This window comes from Azospirillum sp., from assembly GCF_035627195.1.
GTDB lineage: Bacteria > Pseudomonadota > Alphaproteobacteria > Azospirillales > Azospirillaceae > Azospirillum.
The window spans coordinates 1-19351 of the sequence record NZ_DASPMG010000133.1 but is presented as its reverse complement, the minus strand read 5'-3'; the positions used below and the strand labels follow the sequence as shown (position 1 = coordinate 19351).

General features: G+C 69.8%; 18 protein-coding genes. 9 read left to right on the top strand and 9 right to left on the bottom strand.

What is annotated here, in order from left to right:
* Positions 1–12: 12 nt before the first annotated feature.
* The 5 genes from VED21_RS12525 to VED21_RS12505 are packed head-to-tail and all read right to left on the bottom strand — an operon-like array spanning position 13 to position 3414.
* Positions 13–462: a thioesterase family protein gene (locus VED21_RS12525; RefSeq protein WP_324882697.1), complete on the bottom strand. Its 450-nt coding sequence runs from the start codon at positions 460–462 to the stop codon at positions 13–15.
* 28 nt (positions 463–490) lie between these two features.
* Positions 491–1669: an acyl-CoA dehydrogenase family protein gene (locus VED21_RS12520; protein WP_324882696.1), complete on the bottom strand. Its 1179-nt coding sequence runs from the start codon at positions 1667–1669 to the stop codon at positions 491–493.
* A 4-nt stretch (positions 1670–1673) separates the two neighbouring features.
* A complete protein-coding gene (locus VED21_RS12515; RefSeq protein ID WP_324882695.1) occupies positions 1674–2489 on the bottom strand; it encodes an enoyl-CoA hydratase family protein in 816 nt (271 codons plus the stop codon).
* Positions 2486–3010: a MarR family transcriptional regulator gene (locus VED21_RS12510; protein ID WP_324882694.1), complete on the bottom strand. Its 525-nt coding sequence runs from the start codon at positions 3008–3010 to the stop codon at positions 2486–2488. Before VED21_RS12510 ends, VED21_RS12515 begins: the two co-directional genes overlap by 4 nt.
* Positions 3011–3021: 11 nt before the next feature.
* Positions 3022–3414, bottom strand: coding sequence for a RidA family protein (locus tag VED21_RS12505; protein WP_324882693.1), 393 nt, complete (start codon positions 3412–3414; stop codon positions 3022–3024).
* A gap of 216 nt (positions 3415–3630) precedes the next feature.
* On the opposite strand from VED21_RS12505, the gene VED21_RS12500 reads away from it, so the two are divergent.
* From VED21_RS12500 to VED21_RS12480, 5 genes are all read left to right on the top strand, one after another.
* Positions 3631–4413 (top strand): SDR family NAD(P)-dependent oxidoreductase, encoded by a 783-nt coding sequence (locus tag VED21_RS12500; RefSeq protein WP_324882692.1) that lies wholly within the window; start codon positions 3631–3633, stop codon positions 4411–4413.
* Positions 4410–6662 (top strand): bifunctional salicylyl-CoA 5-hydroxylase/oxidoreductase, encoded by a 2253-nt coding sequence (locus tag VED21_RS12495; RefSeq protein ID WP_324882691.1) that lies wholly within the window; start codon positions 4410–4412, stop codon positions 6660–6662. Before VED21_RS12500 ends, VED21_RS12495 begins: the two co-directional genes overlap by 4 nt.
* A 126-nt stretch (positions 6663–6788) precedes the next feature.
* Positions 6789–8447, top strand: a complete 1659-nt coding sequence (locus tag VED21_RS12490; RefSeq protein WP_324882690.1) for an AMP-binding protein — start codon at positions 6789–6791, stop codon at positions 8445–8447.
* Between the two features lie 198 nt (positions 8448–8645).
* A complete protein-coding gene (locus tag VED21_RS12485; RefSeq protein ID WP_324882689.1) occupies positions 8646–9719 on the top strand; it encodes a class 1 fructose-bisphosphatase in 1074 nt (357 codons plus the stop codon).
* A 14-nt stretch (positions 9720–9733) separates the two neighbouring features.
* Entirely contained in the window at positions 9734–10609 is an 876-nt protein-coding gene (locus VED21_RS12480; RefSeq protein WP_324882688.1) for a phosphoribulokinase, read from the top strand.
* Between the two features lie 114 nt (positions 10610–10723).
* Here VED21_RS12480 and VED21_RS12475 read toward each other — a convergent pair whose 3' ends face one another.
* The 4 genes from VED21_RS12475 to VED21_RS12460 all read right to left on the bottom strand — a co-directional run bounded on the left by VED21_RS12475 (position 10724) and on the right by VED21_RS12460 (position 15749).
* Positions 10724–12367, bottom strand: coding sequence for an acyl-CoA dehydrogenase family protein (locus tag VED21_RS12475; protein ID WP_324882687.1), 1644 nt, complete (start codon positions 12365–12367; stop codon positions 10724–10726).
* A 2-nt stretch (positions 12368–12369) separates the two neighbouring features.
* Positions 12370–13590 (bottom strand): CoA transferase, encoded by a 1221-nt coding sequence (locus tag VED21_RS12470; protein WP_324882686.1) that lies wholly within the window; start codon positions 13588–13590, stop codon positions 12370–12372.
* 144 nt (positions 13591–13734) lie between these two features.
* Positions 13735–14736, bottom strand: a complete 1002-nt coding sequence (locus tag VED21_RS12465) for a TRAP transporter substrate-binding protein (RefSeq protein ID WP_324882685.1) — start codon at positions 14734–14736, stop codon at positions 13735–13737.
* A 47-nt stretch (positions 14737–14783) separates the two neighbouring features.
* Positions 14784–15749, bottom strand: a complete 966-nt coding sequence (locus tag VED21_RS12460; RefSeq protein ID WP_324882684.1) for a LysR family transcriptional regulator — start codon at positions 15747–15749, stop codon at positions 14784–14786.
* Between the two features lie 119 nt (positions 15750–15868).
* Here VED21_RS12460 and VED21_RS12455 point away from each other — a divergent pair, with 119 nt between their 5' ends.
* The 4 genes from VED21_RS12455 to VED21_RS12440 all read left to right on the top strand — a co-directional run.
* Entirely contained in the window at positions 15869–17038 is a 1170-nt protein-coding gene (locus VED21_RS12455) for an acyl-CoA dehydrogenase family protein (RefSeq protein WP_324882683.1), read from the top strand.
* A gap of 121 nt (positions 17039–17159) precedes the next feature.
* Positions 17160–18281 carry a CaiB/BaiF CoA-transferase family protein gene (locus tag VED21_RS12450; protein ID WP_324882682.1) on the top strand — a complete coding sequence of 374 codons (1122 nt, stop codon included), beginning with the start codon at positions 17160–17162 and terminating at the stop codon, positions 18279–18281.
* Positions 18278–19120 (top strand): FAS1-like dehydratase domain-containing protein, encoded by an 843-nt coding sequence (locus VED21_RS12445; protein WP_324882681.1) that lies wholly within the window; start codon positions 18278–18280, stop codon positions 19118–19120. The genes VED21_RS12450 and VED21_RS12445 overlap by 4 nt, the downstream gene beginning before the upstream one ends.
* Positions 19117–19351 (top strand): class I SAM-dependent methyltransferase (locus tag VED21_RS12440; RefSeq protein WP_324882680.1); only part of this gene is annotated, 235 nt, incomplete at its 3' end. The genes VED21_RS12445 and VED21_RS12440, both read left to right, overlap by 4 nt.

Sequence of the window (19351 nt, the reverse complement as noted above, 5' to 3'; positions counted from 1 at the left end):
GACAATGCGCCGTCAATCGCAGGTGGCGCGATACCGCTCGATGGTGGTGCGCAGGTCGTCGGGGATGGGGACGGAGGTGTGCGACTCCAGCGACATGGTGACCAGAACCAGCCGGCCGGCGAGGCGGGGCTTGCCGGCGATCTCGCCGACGATGCGCAGCTTGAGCGACGAGCGGCCGACGTGCTCCACCACCACGCCCAGCGTCAGCGTCTCCCCCATCCAGCAGGGGCGCATGAAGTCGCATTCCGCGTGCACGGTGGGCAGGCCCAGGCGGCGCTTCAGGATGGTGTGGGCGTAGTCGATGCCCAGCCCGTGGGTGAACCAGTCCTCGACCAGCGCGTTGAACAGGTCGAAGAAGTTGGGGAAGTAGACGATGCCGGCCGGGTCGCAGTGCGAGAAGCGGATCGGCCGGTGCACGCGGAAGGCGGCGGCGGGCAACGGCTGGACGGCAGGCTCGGTCATCGGGGCACTCTCGCAGGGGGCGCTTCGCTCAGCGATAGTTTGCGTCCGCTGATAGTTGCCGGGCAATGACGATCTTCTGAACCTCGCTGGCACCTTCGTAGATGCGCAGCGGGCGGATCTCGCGATAGAGCGTTTCCACGATTTGCCCGCGCGTGACGCCCAGCCCGCCGAAGATCTGCACGGCGGCATCGATCACCCGCTGAGCCGCCTCGGTCGCGTAGAGTTTCGCCATGGCCGCCTCGCGCGTGACTCGGGGCGCACCGGAGTCCTTCGTCCAGGCGGCGCGGTAGACCAGCAAGGCGGCGGCGTCCACCTCGGTGGCCATGTCGGCCAGCTTCGCCTGCGTCATCTGCAAATCGCCCAGGGGAGCGCCGAACAGGCGGCGCGAGCCGGCGTGCCTCACCGCCTCGTCCAGCGCGCGGCGGGCGAATCCGAGTGCCGCGGCGCCGACGGTGGAGCGGAACACGTCCAGCGTCGCCATGGCGATCTTGAACCCCTCGCCGGGCTGGCCCAGCAATCGGCCGGCCGGCACGCGGCAGCCGTCGAACCGCAGGGTGGCGAGCGGATGCGGGGCGGTCACGTCGATGCGCGCGGCGACGCCGAGCCCCGGCGAATCGGCGTCGACGATGAAGGCGGACAGGCCCTTGGCCCCCGGCGCCTCGCCGGTGCGGGCGAAGACCACGTAGTGGTCGGCGATGCCGCCGTTGGAGATCCAGGTCTTGGCGCCGTCCAGCACCCAGCCGTCGCCGTCGCGCCGCGCCGTGGTGGCCGTGGCGGCCACGTCGGACCCCGCCTCCGGCTCCGACAGGGCGAAGGCGGCGATGGAGTCGCCACGGCCGACGCGGGGCAGGTACGCGTCCTTCTGCGCGTCGGTGCCGAACAGGGTGATCGGCCCGGTGCCCAGCCCCTGCATGGCGAAGGCGAAGTCGGCCAGCCCGGCGTGCCGCGCCAGCGTCTCCCGCACGAGGCAGAGCGAGCGGACGTCGAGCCGCTCGTGCACCCCGCCGTGCGAGGCCGGCACGGCGTAGCGCAGCCAGCCGGCGCCGCCCAACGCCTTCACCAGCGCCCGGCAGGCGCCGTCCAGGTCGTCTTCGGCCGCGTGCGCCAGAGCCGGCACGGTGGCCGCCGCCCAGGCGTCCAGGTCTTCGGCCAGGTGGCGGTGGTGGTCCTCGAAGAAGGGCCAGGACAGGAAGCTGCGGTCGGGCATCGCCTTAATTCCCCTCGAACACGGGGGCGCGTTTGGCGGCGAAGGCTTCGAAGGCGCGGCGGAAGTCCTGGGTGGCCATGCAGAGCGCCTGCGCCTCGGCCTCCGCCTCGATGGCCTCGTCCACGCCCATGTTCCATTCCTGGTGCAGGGCCTTCTTGGTGATGCCGTGCGCGAAGGTCGGGCCGTCGGCGAGGCGCTTGGCCATGGCGGTGGCCTCGGCCAGCAGGTCGGCGGGCTCGCACAGGCGGTTGTAGAAGCCCCAGCGCTCCGCCTCCACGCCGTCCATGGCGCGGCCGGTGTACAGCAGCTCCGCCGCGCGGCCCTGGCCGATGACGCGCGGCAGCAGGGCGCAGGCCCCCATGTCGCAGCCGGCGAGGCCGACGCGGGTGAACAGGAAGGCCACCTTGCTGGCCGCCGTGCCGTAGCGCAGGTCGGACCCCAGCGCGATCATGGCGCCGGCCCCGGCGCACACGCCGTCGATGGCGGCGACGATCGGCTGCGGGCAGGCGCGCATGGCCTTCACGAGGTCGCCGGTCATGCGGGTGAACTTCAGAAGGTCCGGCATGGCCATCTTCGTCAGCGGCTCGATGATCTCGAACACGTCGCCGCCGGAGCAGAAGTTGCCGCCGGCGCCCGTCACCACCACGGTCTTGATGGTCTCGTCGTGGTAGAGGGCGCGGAAGGTGTCGCGCAGTTCGGCGTACGACTCGAAGGTCAGCGGGTTCTTCTTCTCCGGCCGGTTCAGCGTCACCGTGGCGACCTTGCCGTCGACGGACCACAGGAAGTGCTTGGCCTGATAGGTGCTGAGATCCGCACTCATGGCTTCTCCCTTCTCGCGATGCTGTTCCGGGCGGACTGCTTCACCTTGCCCAGCAGGTCCATGAGCTGTCCGGCCTCCTCGTGCGACAGGCCGGACAGCAGGTCGCCGATCCAGCCCTCGTGCACCTGGGCCATGGCCAGGAAGGCACGGCGGCCGGCCGGCGTCAGGCGGACCAGCGTCGCCCGGCGGTCGGTGGGCGACGGCTCGCGCGCCACCAGCCCCTCCGCCATCAGGCGTTCGGTGATGCCGGTGACGTTGCCGTTGGACACCATCAGGCGTTTCGACAGTTCCCCCATGGTCAGGCCGGCCGGGGCGCGTTCCAAAGCGGCCATCAGGTCGAACTGCGGCAGCGTCACCTCCAGCGTCTCGCGCAGGCGGGTCCGCACCTCGTTCTCGATGAGGTTGGAGCAGGTCAGCAGGCGCAGCCACAGCCGCAACTCCGGCTTGAAGCGCTCGGCGTCCGTCTCGTAGTCGGTGGCGGGCAGGGGGGCAAGATCGTCCATGGCGGCGGCGTCGCTCATTCCGGCATCCGTCAATCCGGCACCACGGCGGTGGCCTCGATCTCCACCTTCGCGCGCGCCTCGACGAGGCGGACCACCTGCACCACGGCCATGGCCGGGAAGTGGGCGCCCATCACGGCGCGGTAGGCGGCGCCGATCTCCTTCAGCGAGGCGCGGTACTCCTCCACGTCCGTCACGTACCACGTCATGCGCACGACGTGTTCCGGCGCCGCGTCGCCAGCGCGCAGGACGGCGACGATGTTGGTGAGCGCCTGATGCACCTGGTCGGCGAGGGCGTCGCTGCGGATCTCCTCCCGCTCGTCCCAGCCGATGACGCCGGCGGTGAAGACCATGCGCCCGCGGGCGGAGACACCGTTGCTGTAGCCCTTGGGACGCGGCCAGTCGGGTGGGTTCAGGAACTGCATGGGGGCGCCTTTCTGACGGTCGTGTTTGGGCCCGCTTCCAGATATGTGATATCTCAAACAAATCGGCCCGTCCACGGCAAAGCGACCGTGACCGCCGTCCGGGCGAGCCGTCGCTGAAATGGCGTATATACTGGACGAACGGCCTATCCGAAGGGAGGCTTGACGGCGAAATCCGTCGGCGCATAGGATATTTTCAATTTCAAGCATGAGGGTGCCATGCGGCCGTTGCAGGGACGTCATGCCGTGGTCACCGGCGGCGGTACCGGCATCGGTCTGGCCGTTGCGCAGGCGCTGGCCGGGCTGGGCGCGGCGGTGACGGTGATGGGGCGGCGGGAGGAGCCGCTGGCCGCCGCCGTCGAGGCCCTGCGGGCGGAGCATGGGGCCGAGGCGCAGGCGGTGCCCTGCGACGTGACGGACGAGGGGCGGGTGAACCGGGCGTTTGCCCAGGCGCGCGCCGGGCTCGGCCCCGTCTCGGTGCTGGTGAACAACGCCGGGGCGGCGCGCAGCGCGCCGTTCCTGAAGACCGGGCCGGACCTGTGGGGGGAGATGCTGGCGGTAAACCTGACCGGCGCCTACCTATGCACCCGCGCAGCACTGCCGGACATGCTGGAGGCCGGGTTCGGGCGCGTGGTGTCGGTGGCCTCCACCGCCGGGCTGACCGGCTATCCCTACGTTACCGCCTATTGCGCGGCCAAGCACGGGCTGGTCGGCATGACGCGCGCGCTGGCGCTGGAGACGGCGCGCACGGGGGTGACGGTGAACGCGGTGTGCCCGGGCTTTACCGACACCGACCTCGTCGCCGAGTCCGTGCGCACCATCACCGCCAAATCCGGCCGCAGCGCGGAGGAGGCGCGCGGCGCGCTGGCCGCGCACAACCCGCAGGGACGGCTCGTGACGCCCGCCGAAGTCGCCGAGGCGGTGGCGTGGCTGTGCCTGCCGTCCTCGCAATCCATGACCGGTCAGGCCATCGCCGTCGCCGGAGGGGAGGTGATGCCGTGAAGATCGCCTGCATCGGCGGCGGCCCCGCGTCGCTGTACTTCGCCATCCTGATGAAGAAGCGCTTCCCCGACGCGCTGATCCGCGTGTTCGAGCGCAACCCGGCCGACGTCACCTGGGGCTTCGGCGTCGTCTTCTCGGACGCCACCATGGAGGTGTTCGCCGAGGCCGACCGCGAGAGCTATGACCGGATCATCGAGAGCTTCGCGCACTGGGACGACATCGACGTCCACTACAGGGGCGAGGTGATCCGGTCCAAGGGCCACGGCTTCGCCGGGCTGGCGCGCATCCGCCTGCTGCAAATCCTCACCGAGCGCGCCCGCGGCCTGGGCGTGGAGGTGGATTTCGAGACGGAGGTGTCGGACGTCGGCCAGTTCGCCGGCTGGGACCTGATCGTCGCCGGCGACGGCGTGAACAGCGTGGTGCGCGACCGCTACCGCGACGAATTCCAGGTCGACATCGACTGGCGCCGCAACAAGTTCATCTGGCTGGGCACCGACAAGCCGTTCGAGACCTTCACCTTCTACTTCCAGGAGAACGATCACGGGCTGTTCCGCGCGCACTGCTACCAGTTCGCCGAAGGGCGTTCGACCTTCATCGTCGAGTGCACGGAGGAGACGTGGGCGCGCGCCGGCCTGGACCGCGCGACCGAGGCCGACAGCGTGGCCTACTGCGAGCGGCTGTTCGCCGAACCGCTGGCCGGGCACCGGCTGATCTCCAACAAGTCGATCTGGCGCACCTTCCCGCGCGTGAAGAACGGGCGCTGGCACCACGGCAACATCGTGCTGCTGGGCGACGCGCTGCACACCGCGCACTTCTCCATCGGCTCCGGCACCAAGCTGGCGATGGAGGACGGCATCGCGCTGGCCAAGGCCTTCGCCGAGGAACCGACGGTGGCCGGCGCGCTGGATGCGTTCGAGCGCGACCGCCGCCCGGTGGTGGACAGCCTGCAGCGCGCGGCCCAGGTCAGCATGGAGTGGTTCGAGGACGTCGAACGCTATTACGGCAAGCTGGAGCCGCTGCAGTTCGCCTACTCCATGCTGACGCGCAGCCTGCGCATCACGCACGAGAACCTGCGCCTGCGCGATCCGGCGTTCGCGCGGCGCGTCGACGACTGGATCGCCGACCGGGCGGAGGAACAGGCGCGCGTGAAGATCACGCACCGGCCAGCCCCGCCCATGTTCACGCCGTTCCGCCTGCGCGACATGGTGGTGAACAACCGCGTCGTCGTCTCGCCCATGTGCATGTATTCGGCCGAGGACGGCACCATCGACGACTGGCACCTCGTCCACCTGGGCAGCCGCGCGGTGGGCGGCGCCGGCCTCGTCATCACCGAGATGACCGACGTCAGCCGCGAGGGCCGCATCACCCCCGGCTGCGCGGGCATGTACAAGCCGGAGCACGTCGGCGCGTGGCGGCGGCTGACCGGCTTCGTGCACCGCTACACGGACGCGAAGATCGGCCTGCAGATCGCCCACGCCGGTCGCAAAGGCTCGACCAAGCTGATTTGGGAGGGGATCGACCAGCCCCTGGAAGACGGCAACTGGGAGCTGATCGGCCCGTCGCCCGTCCCCTACGCCGAGGTCAACCAGGTGCCCCGCGAGATGACGCGCGCCGACATGGACCGGGTGCGCGAGGACTTCGTGCGCGCCACCCATATGGCGGAGGAGGCGGGCTTCGACCTGATCGAGGTGCACTTCGCGCACGGTTACCTGCTGTCCACCTTCCTCTCCCCGCTGACCAACCGGCGCGCGGACGACTACGGCGGAAGTCTGGAGAACCGCATGCGCTACCCGCTGGAGGTGTTCCGGGCGGTGCGCGCCGCGTGGCCGCAGCACAAGCCGGTGTCGGTGCGCATCTCCGCCACCGACTGGGTGCCGGACGGCTTCACCGCCGCCGACGCGGTGGAGGTGGCGCGACGACTGAAGGCGCTGGGCTGCGATATCGTCGACGTGTCGGCCGGGCAGGTGGTGGTGGAGCAGCAGCCCGTCTACGGCCGCCTGTTCCAGACGCCGTTTTCCGACCGCGTGCGGCTGGAGGCCGACATCCCGACCATGACGGTGGGCAACATCCAATCCTACACCGACGTGGACACCATCGTGGCGGCGGGCCGCGCCGACCTGTGCGTGCTGGCCCGCGCCCACCTGTACGACCCCTACTGGACGCGCCACGCGGCGGCCGAGGCCGGCTACCCGCTGCCGCTGCCCAAGCAGTACTGCTCGATCCAGAACTACCGCCCGCGCTTCACGTGACGACCCCGTAGGTTGGGTTGAGCCGCAGGCGAAAACCCAACGGTCTTTCCGGCGCGCGGACGTTGGGTTTTCGCTGGCGCTCAACCCAACCTACGGGTGAACGCCGATTGGAAGGGAAGAGCCGCCATGCCCCAGGATGGTCCCGTTCCTGTATCCGTCGCCGACACCTTCGTGGCCGACCACCTGCCGCCGCCCGACCTGTGGCCGGTGATCGACACGACCCGGCCGCCGCTGTCCGATTACCCCGAGGATCTCAACGCCGCGGTGGCGCTGCTGGACGACATGGCGGCGTCGGGGCACGCGGAGCGGCCGGTGCTGCACTTCGGCGGCTCGGTGTGGACCTACGCCGACCTCAAGGACCGCGCCGACCGCATCGCGCGGGTGCTGGTGGAGGACATGGGGCTCAGGCAGGGCAACCGCGTGCTGCTGCGCGGCCCCAACAACCCGATGATGGTCGCCGCGTGGTTCGCCGTGCTGAAGGCCGGCGGCGTGTGCGTCGCCACCATGCCGCTGCTGCGGGCGCGGGAGCTGACCTACATCGTCGACAAGGCGCGCATCACGCACGCGCTGTGCGACCACCGTCTGGCCGAGGAGCTGGAGCAGACGCGCGCCGACGCGCCGACGCTGGCGCGGGTGGCGCTGTTCTCGCCGCTGGGCGACGGTGGGGCGGATCTGGACACGGCGATGGCGGGCAAGCGGGCGGGCTTCGCCAACGCCATGGCCGGGCGCGACGCGCCGGCGCTGATCGCCTTCACCTCCGGCACCACGGGGCAGGCCAAGGGCACGGTGCACTTCCACCGCGACCTGCTGGCGATCTGCGACCTGTTTCCCAGGCAGATCGTGAAGGTGCGCCCCGACGACGTTTTCTGCGGCTCGCCGCCCCTGGCCTTCACCTTCGGGCTGGGGGCGCTGGTGCTGTTCCCCATGCGCTATGGCGCGTCCAGCGTGCTGGTGGAAAAGCCGTCGCCGCAGGCGCTGCTGGAGGCCGTCGCCCGGCACCGCGCCACCGGTCTGTACACGGCCCCGACGGCCTACCGCGCCATGCTGGATCTGGTGAAGCAGCACGACCTGTCGTCGCTGCGCGTCTGCGTCTCGGCCGGGGAGCACCTGCCGCACGCGACGTGGGAGGCGTGGCGCGACGCGACGGGGCTGCGCATCGTCGACGGCATCGGCGCCACGGAGATGCTGCACATCTTCATCTCGCGGCGCGACGACGACGACCGCCCCGGCTCGACCGGACGGGTGCTGGACGGGTACGAGGCCGCCATCATGGACGCCGACGGCAACCCGTGCCCGTCGGGCGTGGAGGGGCACCTCGCGGTGCGCGGCCCCACCGGCTGCCGCTACCTGGACGCGCCGGAGCGGCAGGCGGGGTACGTGCGGGCGGGCTGGAACTACACCGGCGACGTCTTCCGCCGCGATGAGGACGGGTACTTCTGGTACGTGGCCCGTGGCGACGACATGATCATCTCCGCCGGCTACAACATCTCCGGTCCGGAGGTGGAGGGGGCGCTGCTGGAACACCCGAAGGTGCAGGAGTGCGCCGTGGTCGCCAGTCCGTGTCACGAGCGCGGGCACGTGGTGAAGGCCTTCGTCGTCCTGCACGATCCGCGCGACGCCACGCCCGATACGGTCGCCGAGCTGCAGGCCTTCGTGAAGGCGCACATCGCCCCCTACAAGTACCCGCGGCAGGTGGAGTTCGTGGACGCCCTGCCCAAGACCGAGACCGGCAAGATCCAGCGCTTCCGCCTGCGCAAGATGGAAGAGGAGCGGGCGGGCGGGTAGGCCGCGCGGCGATCGGGCAGGGCCCGCACCCGCCCGGACGGGCAGCCTGCCCAAACGGGTGGGTTTTCCCCCGCTCAGGAGAGAATGCCATACTGCCCGGAGGGACGTTCCGGCGGGGGCACCAGTCCTATACCTTCACCGTCACAGCACGGTGGGCCCGACGCCGGACCGTGGCGTGGCCCAGAAGGGAAGGACCCGATGCCGTTCAGGGACAACACCACTCTCGCCCAGTACCTCCTCGCCGAAAGCCGCAAGAACCCGGACATCGGCACCGACCTCGTGGCGCTGATCCTCGACGCCTCGCGCGCGTGCAAGCTCATCTCCAAGCTGGTGGCGCAAGGGGCGCTCGCCAACGTGCTCGGCAAGGCCGAGGGCGTGAACGTCCAGGGCGAGGAGCAGGCCAAGCTCGACGTCATGAGCGACGACACGTTCCGCCGCTCCACCGAATTCGGCGGCCACGTCTGCGCCGTGGCGTCGGAGGAGCAGGACGAGCCCGTCCCGGTCCCGCCCGAGTACCCGCGCGGTGAGTTCCTGCTGCTGTACGATCCGCTCGACGGGTCCTCCAACATCGACGTGAACGTGGCGGTGGGCAGCATCTTCTCCGTCCTGCGCATGCCGCGGCCGGGGAAGGAGGCGGTGGCGGAGGACTTCCTCCAGCCCGGCACCCGGCAGGTGGCCGCCGGCTACGCCATCTACGGCCCGTCGACCATGCTGGTGCTGACGGTGGGCAACGGGGTGGCGGGGTTCACGCTGCACCCGCTGATCGGCGACTTCGTGCTGACGCACCCGAACATCACGGTGCCGGCGCAGACGCAGGAGTTCGCCGTCAACGCCTCCAACAGCCGCTTCTGGGAGCCGCCGGTCAAGCGCTACGTCGAGGAGTGCATGGCGGGCACGGAAGGGCCGCGCGGCAAGGACTTCAACATGCGCTGGATCGCCTCGATGGTGGCGGAGGCGCACCGCATCCTGATGCGCGGCGGCGTCTTCATGTACCCGCGCGACACCAAGAAGCCGCTGCGGCCGGGCCGCCTGCGCCTGATGTACGAGGCCAACCCCATCGCGCTCATCATGGAGCAGGCCGGGGCGGCGGCGTCCACCGGCACCGAGCGCATCCTGGAAGTGACGCCCTCCGACCTGCACCAGCGCATCCCGCTGATCTTCGGCTCACGCGAGGAGGTGGAGCGGATCGAGGCGTACCACCGCGACAGCGCCATCCCCAAGGCCGATACCCCCCTGTTCAACGCCCGCGGCCTGTTCCGCGCGGCCCTCTGAAGGCAAGGTGCCCCATGTCGGAAAAGCATCCCATTGTCGCCATCACCGGGTCGTCCGGGGCCGGCACCACCTCGGTCACCCGCACCTTCCAGGAGATCTTCCGCCGCGAGGCGGTCCAGGCCGCCATCATCGAGGGCGACAGCTTCCACCGCTACGACCGCGCCCAGATGAAGCAGATGATGGCCCAGCGGGTGGAGGCCGGCGACCAGACCTTCAGCCACTTCGGGCCGGAGGCCAACCTGTTCGAGGAGCTGCAGGACCTCTTCCGCAGCTATGGCGAGACCGGCACCGGCCGGCGCCGCAAGTACCTGCACGACGAGGCGGAGGCCGCCCCCTACGCCCAGCCGCCCGGCACCTTCACCGCGTGGGAGGACCTGCCGCCCAGCGACATGCTGTTCTATGAAGGGCTGCACGGCGCCATCGCAACGGACACGGTGGACGTCTCGCGCTATCCCGACCTGCTGATCGGCGTGGTGCCGGTGGTGAACCTGGAGTGGATCCAGAAGATCCACCGCGACAAGGCCACCCGCGGCTATTCGACGGAGGCGGTGACCGACACCATCCTGCGGCGCATGCACGACTACGTGCACTACATCTGCCCGCAGTTCACCCGCACGCACGTGAACTTCCAGCGCGTGCCGACGGTGGACACCTCCAACCCCTTCATCGCCCGCACGATCCCCACGGCCGACGAGAGCTTCGTGGTGATCCGCTTCGCCAACCCGCGGGGGATCGACTTCCCCTACCTGCTCAGCATGATCCACGACAGCTTCATGTCGCGCGCGAACACCATCGTGGTGCCGGGCGGCAAGATGGAGATGGCCATGCAGCTGATCTTCACGCCATTCATCTGGCGCCTGATGGAGCGCCGGAAGGCCGTGATTCGGTGATTTCGGGAAAGGGGGCGTAGGTTGGGTTGAGCCGCAGGCGAAGCCCAACGTGTTCGCGGTGCGAAGGGTGTTGGGCTTCGCTGACGCTCAACCCAACCTACGCCGCTCCTCCTGTCAGTTCCGTCCGCCCAGCAGCCCGCGCGCGATCACCTGGGCCTGGATCTCCGCGGCACCTTCGAAGATGGACAGGATTCTTGCGTCGCACAGGACGCGGCTGATCGGGTATTCCAGGGCGTAGCCGTTGCCGCCGTGGATCTGCAGGGCGCAGTCGGCGTTGCTCCAGGCCACGCGGGCGGCCAGCAGCTTGGCCATGCCGGCCTCGATGTCGCAGCGCCGGCCGCTGTCCTTCTCGCGCGCCGCGAAGTAGGAGAGTTGGCGGGCCATCATCGTCTCCGCCGCCATCATCGCCAGCTTGCCGTGCACGCGCGGGAAGGCGATCAGCGCCTTGCCGAACTGCTGGCGCTGCTGGGCATACGCCGCCCCCAGCTCCAGCGCGGTCTGCGCGACACCCAGTGCACGGGCCGCCGTCTGGATGCGGGCACTCTCGAACGTCTCCATCAGCTGCTTGAAGCCCTGGCCCTCGACACCGCCCAGCAGCGCGTCGGCGGGCACGGTGAAGCCGTCGAAGCCGATCTCGTACTCCTTCATGCCGCGGTAGCCGAGCACGCGGATCTCCGTGCCGCTCATGCCCTCGGCCGGGAAGGGGGTGTCCTCGGTGCCGCGCGGCTTCTCGGCCAGCAGCATGGACAGGCCCTTGTAGCCGTCGGTCGCCGGGTCGGTGCGCACCAGCAGCGTCATCAGGTCGGACCGCGCGCCGTGCGTGATCCAGGTCTTGGCGCCGAACACGCGGTAGACGTCGCCGTCGCGCACCGCGCGTGTGCGGAGGCTCCCGAGGTCGGAGCCGGTGTTGGGTTCGGTGAACACGGCGGTGGGCAGGATCTCGCCGGACGCGATGCGCGGCAGCCAGCGCGCCTTCTGCTCCGGCGTGCCGGCGGAGCGGATGAGTTCTCCGGCGATCTCCGAGCGTGTACCGAGCGAGCCGACGCCGATGTAGCCGCGGCTCAACACCTCCGACACCAGGCACATGGCGATCTTGCCGAGGCCGAGGCCGCCGTGCTCCTCCGGCACCGTCAGGCCGAAGACGCCGAGTTCCGCCATCTTGTCGATGAGGCTGAGCGGGATCAGCTCGTCCCGGTCGTGGATGCCCTGGGCGAGCGGCGCCACCTCCGCGTCGGCGAAGCGCACGAAGGTGTCGCGCATCATCTCCAGCGTCTCGTCGTCGAGCGCGGAGGCGCCGTAATGCCCGTCGGCCACGGCGTGGCTCAGGGCGGCGCGGGCGGCGTTCAGCCCCTCCGGCTCGGCGAGGCGGGCGAGGCCGGAGTCGGCGACGAAGCGCGCCACCGTATCGGCGTCGATGCCCAGGTCGGACGGGCGGGCGAACTCCGACTGGCTCATGGCGATGCCGCCAGCCAGCTGGCCCAGGTACTCGGCGAAGCCCAGGCGCAGGATGGCGCGCTCCGCGTCGCCGAAGCGGCCGGTGGCGTCCAGACGCTCCGCCCAGCCCAGCGTCTGGCGCAGCGCCTCCACATAGGTCGCCTGCCACGCGAGGCCGTGCACGGCGTGCTGGTGCGCCTCCAGCGCCGCCGGATCGGCGCGCCCGCCGGGAGCGACCAGGGCGGCGACGCCGGAACGGCCGGCGGCGGTCAGGGCTTCGGCCGCGGCGAGGGCGGCGCGGCAGGCGGGGATCAGGCTCTCCATGATCAGGCTTCCTTGGGGCCGGCGACGGTGCCGGCGTCATGCAGGCGGCCGATCTCGGCCGAGGACAGGCCCAGCACGTCGGCCAGGACGGCGTCGGTGTGCTCGCCCAGGCGCGGGGCCGGGCGGTAGGTTTCGCGGGGCGCGGCGCCGAAGGCGAGGGGGGAACCGGGCACCATCACCGGGCCGACGCCCGGCTGCTCGATCTGCTGGAACAGCGGGTTGGCGGTGGAGCAGCGCGGGTCCTCCGCCACCAACTGGGCGAAGTCCTGGTACGGCCCCCACAGCACACCGGTGCCGTCCAGCGCGGCGCGCACCTCGTCCAGCGTGCGGGCGGCGAACCACGGGGCGAGCACGGCGTTGATGGCGTCGCGCGCCTTGAACCGGCCGCCCTCGTCGTCCAGGTCCACGTCCATCAGCGGCCCGATCATGGCCAGCTTGTCGGCCAGCCCCGTGGCCTTGCCCAGTGCGCGCCACTGCCGGTTGGAGATGGCGACCACCATGGCCCGGCGCCCGTCGCGGGTGGGGAAGTCGCGGCCGTAGGCGCCGTACAGGTCGTTGCCGATCGGCTGGCGCTGGGACCCGTTCACCTGCACTTCGGCCAGATAGCCCAGGTTGCCGACGGTGGCCAGCATCACGTCGGCCAGCGACAGCGTGACCTCCTGCCCGCGGCCGGTGCGCAGCCGCTGCCGTTCCGCCGCCATCAGGCCGGTGGCGAGATAGAGGCCGGCGGCCACGTCCCAGGCCGGCAGCACGTGGTTGACCGGCTCGTCCCCGCGCCCGGTGACGCCGGGGAAGCCGCTGGCGCAGTTGACCGTGTAGTCCACCGCCGTTGAGCCGTCCGGGTTGCCGGTCAGGCGCAGCATGATCAGGTCGTCGCGCTTCGCCGACAGCGCCTCGTACGTCATCCAGCCGCTGGCCGGCAGGTTGGTCAGCAGCACGCCGCCGCCGGGACCGGGGGCGGTGATGAGGGCCGCGGCGATCTCCTTGCCCTGCGGCGTGTCGAGCGCCAGCGCCACCGACCGCTTGGCCTTGTTCAGGCTGGTCCAGTACAGGCTGGTCCCGGTCGCGTCGCTGAGCGGCCAGCGGCGGTAATCGATGTTGCCGCCGATGGGGTCGATGCGGATGACGTCGGCGCCGAGCTGGGCCAGCGTCATGCCGCCCAGCGGCGCTGCGACGAAGGCGGAGACCTCGACCACGCGGAGGTCGGAGAGAAGGGAGGGCATGGGGCTCCGGTCGTTGGTTGGGTCGTTTCTTCGGCGATGACGCGTAGGCTGGGTTGAGCCGCAGGCGAAAACCCAACGTGTTCGCGGTGCGGTGGATGTTGGGTTTTCGCTGCGCTCAACCCAACCTACGAGGGAAGAGGGGGGTCAATACCCCGCGGCACTGCTTTCCTTGTTGATCGCGTCCATCAGTTCCTTGCCGACGCGGCTTTCCATCTCCTTGTGGACGGTCAGCAGCGCGGTGCGCATGGCCTTCTTCTCCTCGGGCGTCAGGGTGATGATCTCGGTCTTGCCGGACGCCTTGATGGCCGCCATGGCGTCGTCGTTTTCCTTCTGGGCGATGGCGTTGGCGTGGTCGGTCGCCTCCTTCATCGCCTTTTCCAGCTGTGCGCGGATGTCCTGCGGCAGGCTGTCCCAGAACTTCTTGTTGGTGATGACCGCATAGCCGATGTAGCCGTGGTCGGTGGCGATCAGGTACTTCTGCACCTCGTGCATCTTCTGGGTGAAGACGTTGGACGGCGTGTTCTCGCCGCCGTCCACCACGCCGGTCTGCATCGCCTGATAGACTTCCGAGAAGGCCATGACCTGCGGCAGGGCGCCCAGGGCGCGCATCTGCGCCTCCAGCACCTTGGACGACTGGATGCGCAGCTTCTGGCCCTTGTAGTCGTCCGGCTTGCGCAGCGGCTTGTTCGACGTCATCACCTTGAAGCCGTTGTCCCAGTAGGCAAGGCCGACGATGCCCTTGGTCTCCAGCTTTTCGAACAGCTTCTTGCCGACCGGGCCCTGCTCGACCGCCTGCAGAACCTTCTTGTCGGGGAAGATGTAGGGCAGGTCGAACACCTCGAACTCGCGCACGCCCAGGGGGCCGAATTTGGCCAGCGACGGGGCCAGCATCTGCACCGCACCCAGCTGCAGCGCCTCCAGCTCCTCCTTGTCCTTGTAGAGCTGGCTGTTGGGGTAGACCTCCACCTTCACCCGGCCGTCTGTGTACTTCTCGGCCAGTTCCTTGAACTTGTCCGCACCCTTGCCCTTGGGCGTCTCAGGTGTGACGACGTGGCTGAACTTGATGACGATCTGGTTCTGCGCCAGCGCGGGGCCGGCGGCGATCAGCAGGGCGGCACCGAGTCCCAGGGCCAAAAGTCGACGCATCGTTTCCTCCATGTATTTGTTTGTTTGGGTATTTGGTTGTTTGGTGGTCAGTGCGTCCCCGCGGCCGCTTCTTCGGTGGCGGTCTGTGGATCGAGGACGTCGTAGCGGATGCTCCAGTGGAGCGCCTCCGCCTGGGCCTGGACGAAGGCGAGCACCTCGCGTTCCAGGGCTTCCGTCGCCGGTGTCGGCATGCGATCCGGCGGGCGGGCCAGCACCAGCGAGCGGTGTATGGTCGGCGTCACGCCGGCGGCGCTGAGCGCGCCCGACTGCACCAGCGCGTGCACGCAGGAGAAGGGCAGCAGCGTGCACCCCTCGCCCATGCGCACCAGTTCGATGAGCGCCGGCAGCGCGTCCACCTCGATGACCGGGTCGCAGTGCAGGTCGCGTTCGGCGAAGGCTTGGTCGACCAGCAGGCGCAGCCGGTGCGGGCGCGCGGGCAGCAACAGGTCCAGGCGGGCGACCTCGGCGAGGTCCAGCGCGGCACCGTCGGCAAAGCGGCCGGCCGGGCCGACGAGCATCATCGATTCTTCCAGCAACGGCGACAGCGTCAGGCTGCCCATGGTCTTGGTCTCGTACAGAACGGCGAGGTCGAGGCGGCCCGACAGAACCCATTCGTGGATGGACGCGCTGAACCCCTCCACCAGATGCAGCCGCACCCTGGGCACGAGGCGCCGGAAGCGCACCGCCAGACCGGGCAGCAGGACGAGGCCCAGCGAGGTCGGCGTGCCGAAGGTGACGCTGCCCGACGGTTCGGACTGATAGGCCTGCACGGCGTCGCGCGCCGCCCCAACCTCCTTCAGCACGCGCCGGGCGTGCTCCATCATCACCCGCCCGGCCGGCGTCGGGGTGACGCCCCAGCCGTGCCGGTTCAACAGCTGAACCCCGAGATCCTCCTCCAGCGCCTTGATCTGCCGCGATAGCGCCGGCTGCGCCACCCGCAGCACCGAGGCGGCGCGCGAAAGGCTTTGCAGCTCCGCCACATGCAGGAAATTGCCGAGGTGCCGGATGTCCATGCCGGTCTGTTTCTCCGCCCATACCAATCTGCGATAACGGCTATCGCAATTATGTCGTTGACGCATACCATAATCGATCCATACCTTCCTGCAAAGCCGGAAACACAGGGGAGGGGGCCGTGCCCACTGCCGAGACGTATGACGAGACGTTTCCCGAGATCCGCGAGTCCGTGCGCAAGCTGTGCGCCCGCTTCCCGGGCGAGTACTGGCGCAAGCTGGACGCCGAGCGCGCCTACCCGACGGAGTTCGTGCGGGCGCTGACGGAGGCCGGCTTCCTGTCGGTCCTGATCCCGGAGGAATACGGCGGCTCGGGCTTGGGGCTTGGGGCTGCGACGGCGATCCTGGAAGAGATCCACCGCTCGGGCTGCAACGGCGGCGCCTGCCACGCGCAGATGTACACGATGGGCACCATCCTGCGGCACGGCAGCGATGCCCAGAAGCAGGCCTACCTGCCCGGCATCGCCGAAGGCACGCTGCGCCTCCAGGCATTCGGCGTGACCGAGCCGACCAGCGGCACCGACACCACGCGCATCCGCACGTTCGCCAAGCGGGAAGGCGACAAGTACGTCGTCAACGGCCAGAAGGTGTGGATCAGCCGGGCCGAGCATTCCGACCTGATGGTCCTGCTGGCCCGCACCACCCCGCGCGACGAGGCGGCGAAGCCGACCGAGGGCATGAGCGTGCTGCTGGTCGACCTGCGCACGGCGGTGGGCAACGGCCTGACCATCCGCCCCATCCGCACCATGATCAATCACGCCACCACCGAGCTGTTCTTCGACAACTTGGAGGTCCCGGCGGAGAACCTGATCGGCGAGGAAGGCAAGGGCTTCCGCTACATCCTCGACGGCATGAACGCGGAGCGCATTCTCATTGCGTCGGAGTGCATCGGCGACGCGCGCTTCTTCATCGACCGCGCCTCTGCTTATGCGAAGGAGCGCGCGGTGTTCGGCCGGCCCATCGGCGCCAATCAGGGCATCCAGTTCCCCATCGCGCGCAACTACGTGGAGACGGAAGCGGCGGCGCTGATGGTGCGCAAGGCGGCCACCCTGTTCGACTCCGGCCGCCCCTGCGGCACCGAGGCGAACATGGCCAAGCTGGTGGCGTCCGAGGCGTCGTGGCACGCGGCCGACACCTGCCTGCAGACCCACGGCGGCTTCGGCTTTGCCGAGGAATACGACATCGAGCGCAAGTTCCGCGAAACGCGCCTCTACCAGATCGCGCCGATTTCCACCAACCTGATCCTGTCGCACGTGGGCACGCACGTGCTGGGCATGCCGAAGTCGTTTTGAGGTCTCTGTTATGGAAACGTTCGTAGGTTGGGTTGAGCGCCAGCGAAAACCCAACACCCTCCGCATCGCGACGACGTTGGGTTTTCGCCTTCGGCTTAACCCAACCTACGGGGCTTGAGCGATGGGTGCATTGGACGGAATCCTCGTGGTGGCGGTGGAGCAGGCGGTCGCCGCTCCCTACTGCACCTCGCGTCTGGCCGACGCGGGTGCCCGCGTCATCAAGGTGGAGCGGCCGGAGGGCGACTTCGCGCGCGCCTACGATCATGTGGCGCACGGCGAGAGCGCCTACTTCGTGTGGCTCAACCGCGGCAAGGAGTCGATCGCGCTCGACCTCAAGAACCCGGACGACGCGGCCATCCTGCACCGCATGATCGCCAAGGCCGACGTGTTCGTGCAGAACCTCATCCCCGGTGCCGCCGAGCGCGCCGGCTTCGGCACGGTGTCGTTGCGCGAGAAGCACCCGCGCCTGATCACCTGCGACATCAGCGGCTATGGCGAGACGGGGCCGTACCGCGACATGAAGGCCTACGACCTGCTGATTCAGAGCGAGACGGGGCTGGCCTCCATCACCGGGGCACCCGAGCGGCCGGGGCGGGTGGGCGTGTCGGTGGTCGACATCTCCTGCGGCATGTACGCCCACTCGGCCGTGCTCCAGGCGCTGTTCGAGCGGGAGCGGACAGGGAAGGGCAAGGGGCTCGCCGTGTCGCTGTTCGACTCCACCGCCGACTGGATGACCGTGCCGCTGCTGCACCAGGACTACGGCGGGCAGGCGCCGCAGCGCGTCGGCCTCAACCACCCGTCCATCGCCCCCTACGGCGCCTACGCCATGGGCGACGGCAAGGAGGTGGTCTTCTCCATCCAAAACGAGCGGGAGTGGAAGATTTTCTGCGCCGACGTGCTGGAACGGCCGGAGATCGCGGACGACCCGCGCTTCGTCACCAACACGCTGCGCGTCGCCAACCGGCCGGAACTCGACGCAGCACTCGACACGGTGTTCCGCACCTTCAATCGGGAGCAGGTGGTTGAGCGGCTGAAGAATGCCCGCATCGCCTTCGGCGCGCTGAACAGCGTGGCCGACCTGTCGCGCCACCAACAGCTGCGCCGCATGGATGTGGACACGCCGACCGGTCCGGTGACCGGCGTGGCGCCGCCGGTGATCTGGCGTGGCGAGGAGTTCCAACCCCGGCCGGTGCCAGCGCTCAATCAACACGGGGACGCTTTGCGCAGGGAGTTCGCCGCATGACCTTCGACACGCTCAAGGACTGGATCGGCCGCGAGGAGGAGCGTCTGGACGTAGCGGTCCCGGCCCCGCTCGACGGTCTCGCCGCCACGCTGGACCACACCGACCCGCCCTGGCGGTCGGGCGAGCTGCCGCCGCTCGGCCACTGGCTGTACTTCCTGCCCAAGGCGGCGCAGCGCGAGATCGCGGAGGACGGCCACCCGCACCGCGGCGGCTTCCTGCCGCCGGTGCCGCTGCCGCGCCGCATGTGGGCGGGCGGCGACCTGAAGTTCCTGCACCCCATCCGCCTGGGCGACGCGCTGCGCCGCCGCTCCACCATCCAGGGGGTGGAGCACAAGGCCGGCCGCTCCGGCGACATGGTGTTCGTCAAGGTGGTGCACGAGATCATGACCGGCGCCGGCACCGCCGTGCGCGAGGTGCACGACATCGTCTACCGTGAGGCGCCGAAGCCCGGCGAGGCCACCTCGGCACCGGCCGCCGAACCGCCGCCGGTGCCGGACTGGCACCGCCCCATGGTGCCGGATCCGGTGCTGCTGTTCCGCTTCTCCGCGCTCACCTTCAACGGCCACCGCATCCACTACGACCGCAAGTACTGCGAGGAGGTCGAGGGCTATCCCGGCCTGATCGTGCACGGGCCGCTGATGGCGACGCTGCTGGTCGACCTGTTCCTGCGCCACAACCCCGGTGCCGCGGTGACCGGTTTCCGCTTCCGCGCCCGCCGGCCGGTGTTCGACGTGCACCCGTTCACCGTCTGCGGCGTGCCGCGCGACGGCGGGGCGGAGCTGTGGGTGCGCGACCACCAGGGCTTCATCGCCATGACCGCGACGCTGGACGCCGCATGACCGCGCCGCGCCACTCCAACCACAAGGCGATGCTTGCCGAAGTGCTGGACCTCCGCGGCAAGGCGGTGGCCGACGTCGGCTGCGGCGACGGCGCCATGGTGCGCCACCTGACGCGGGAGGGCGCCGTGGTGGTCGGCCTGGAGCCGAGCCCGCAGCAGCTCGCCCGCGCCCGCGCCGCCGAGCCGGCGGGCGGCGAGACCTACCGGGAAGGCCGCGGCGAGGCGTTGCCCT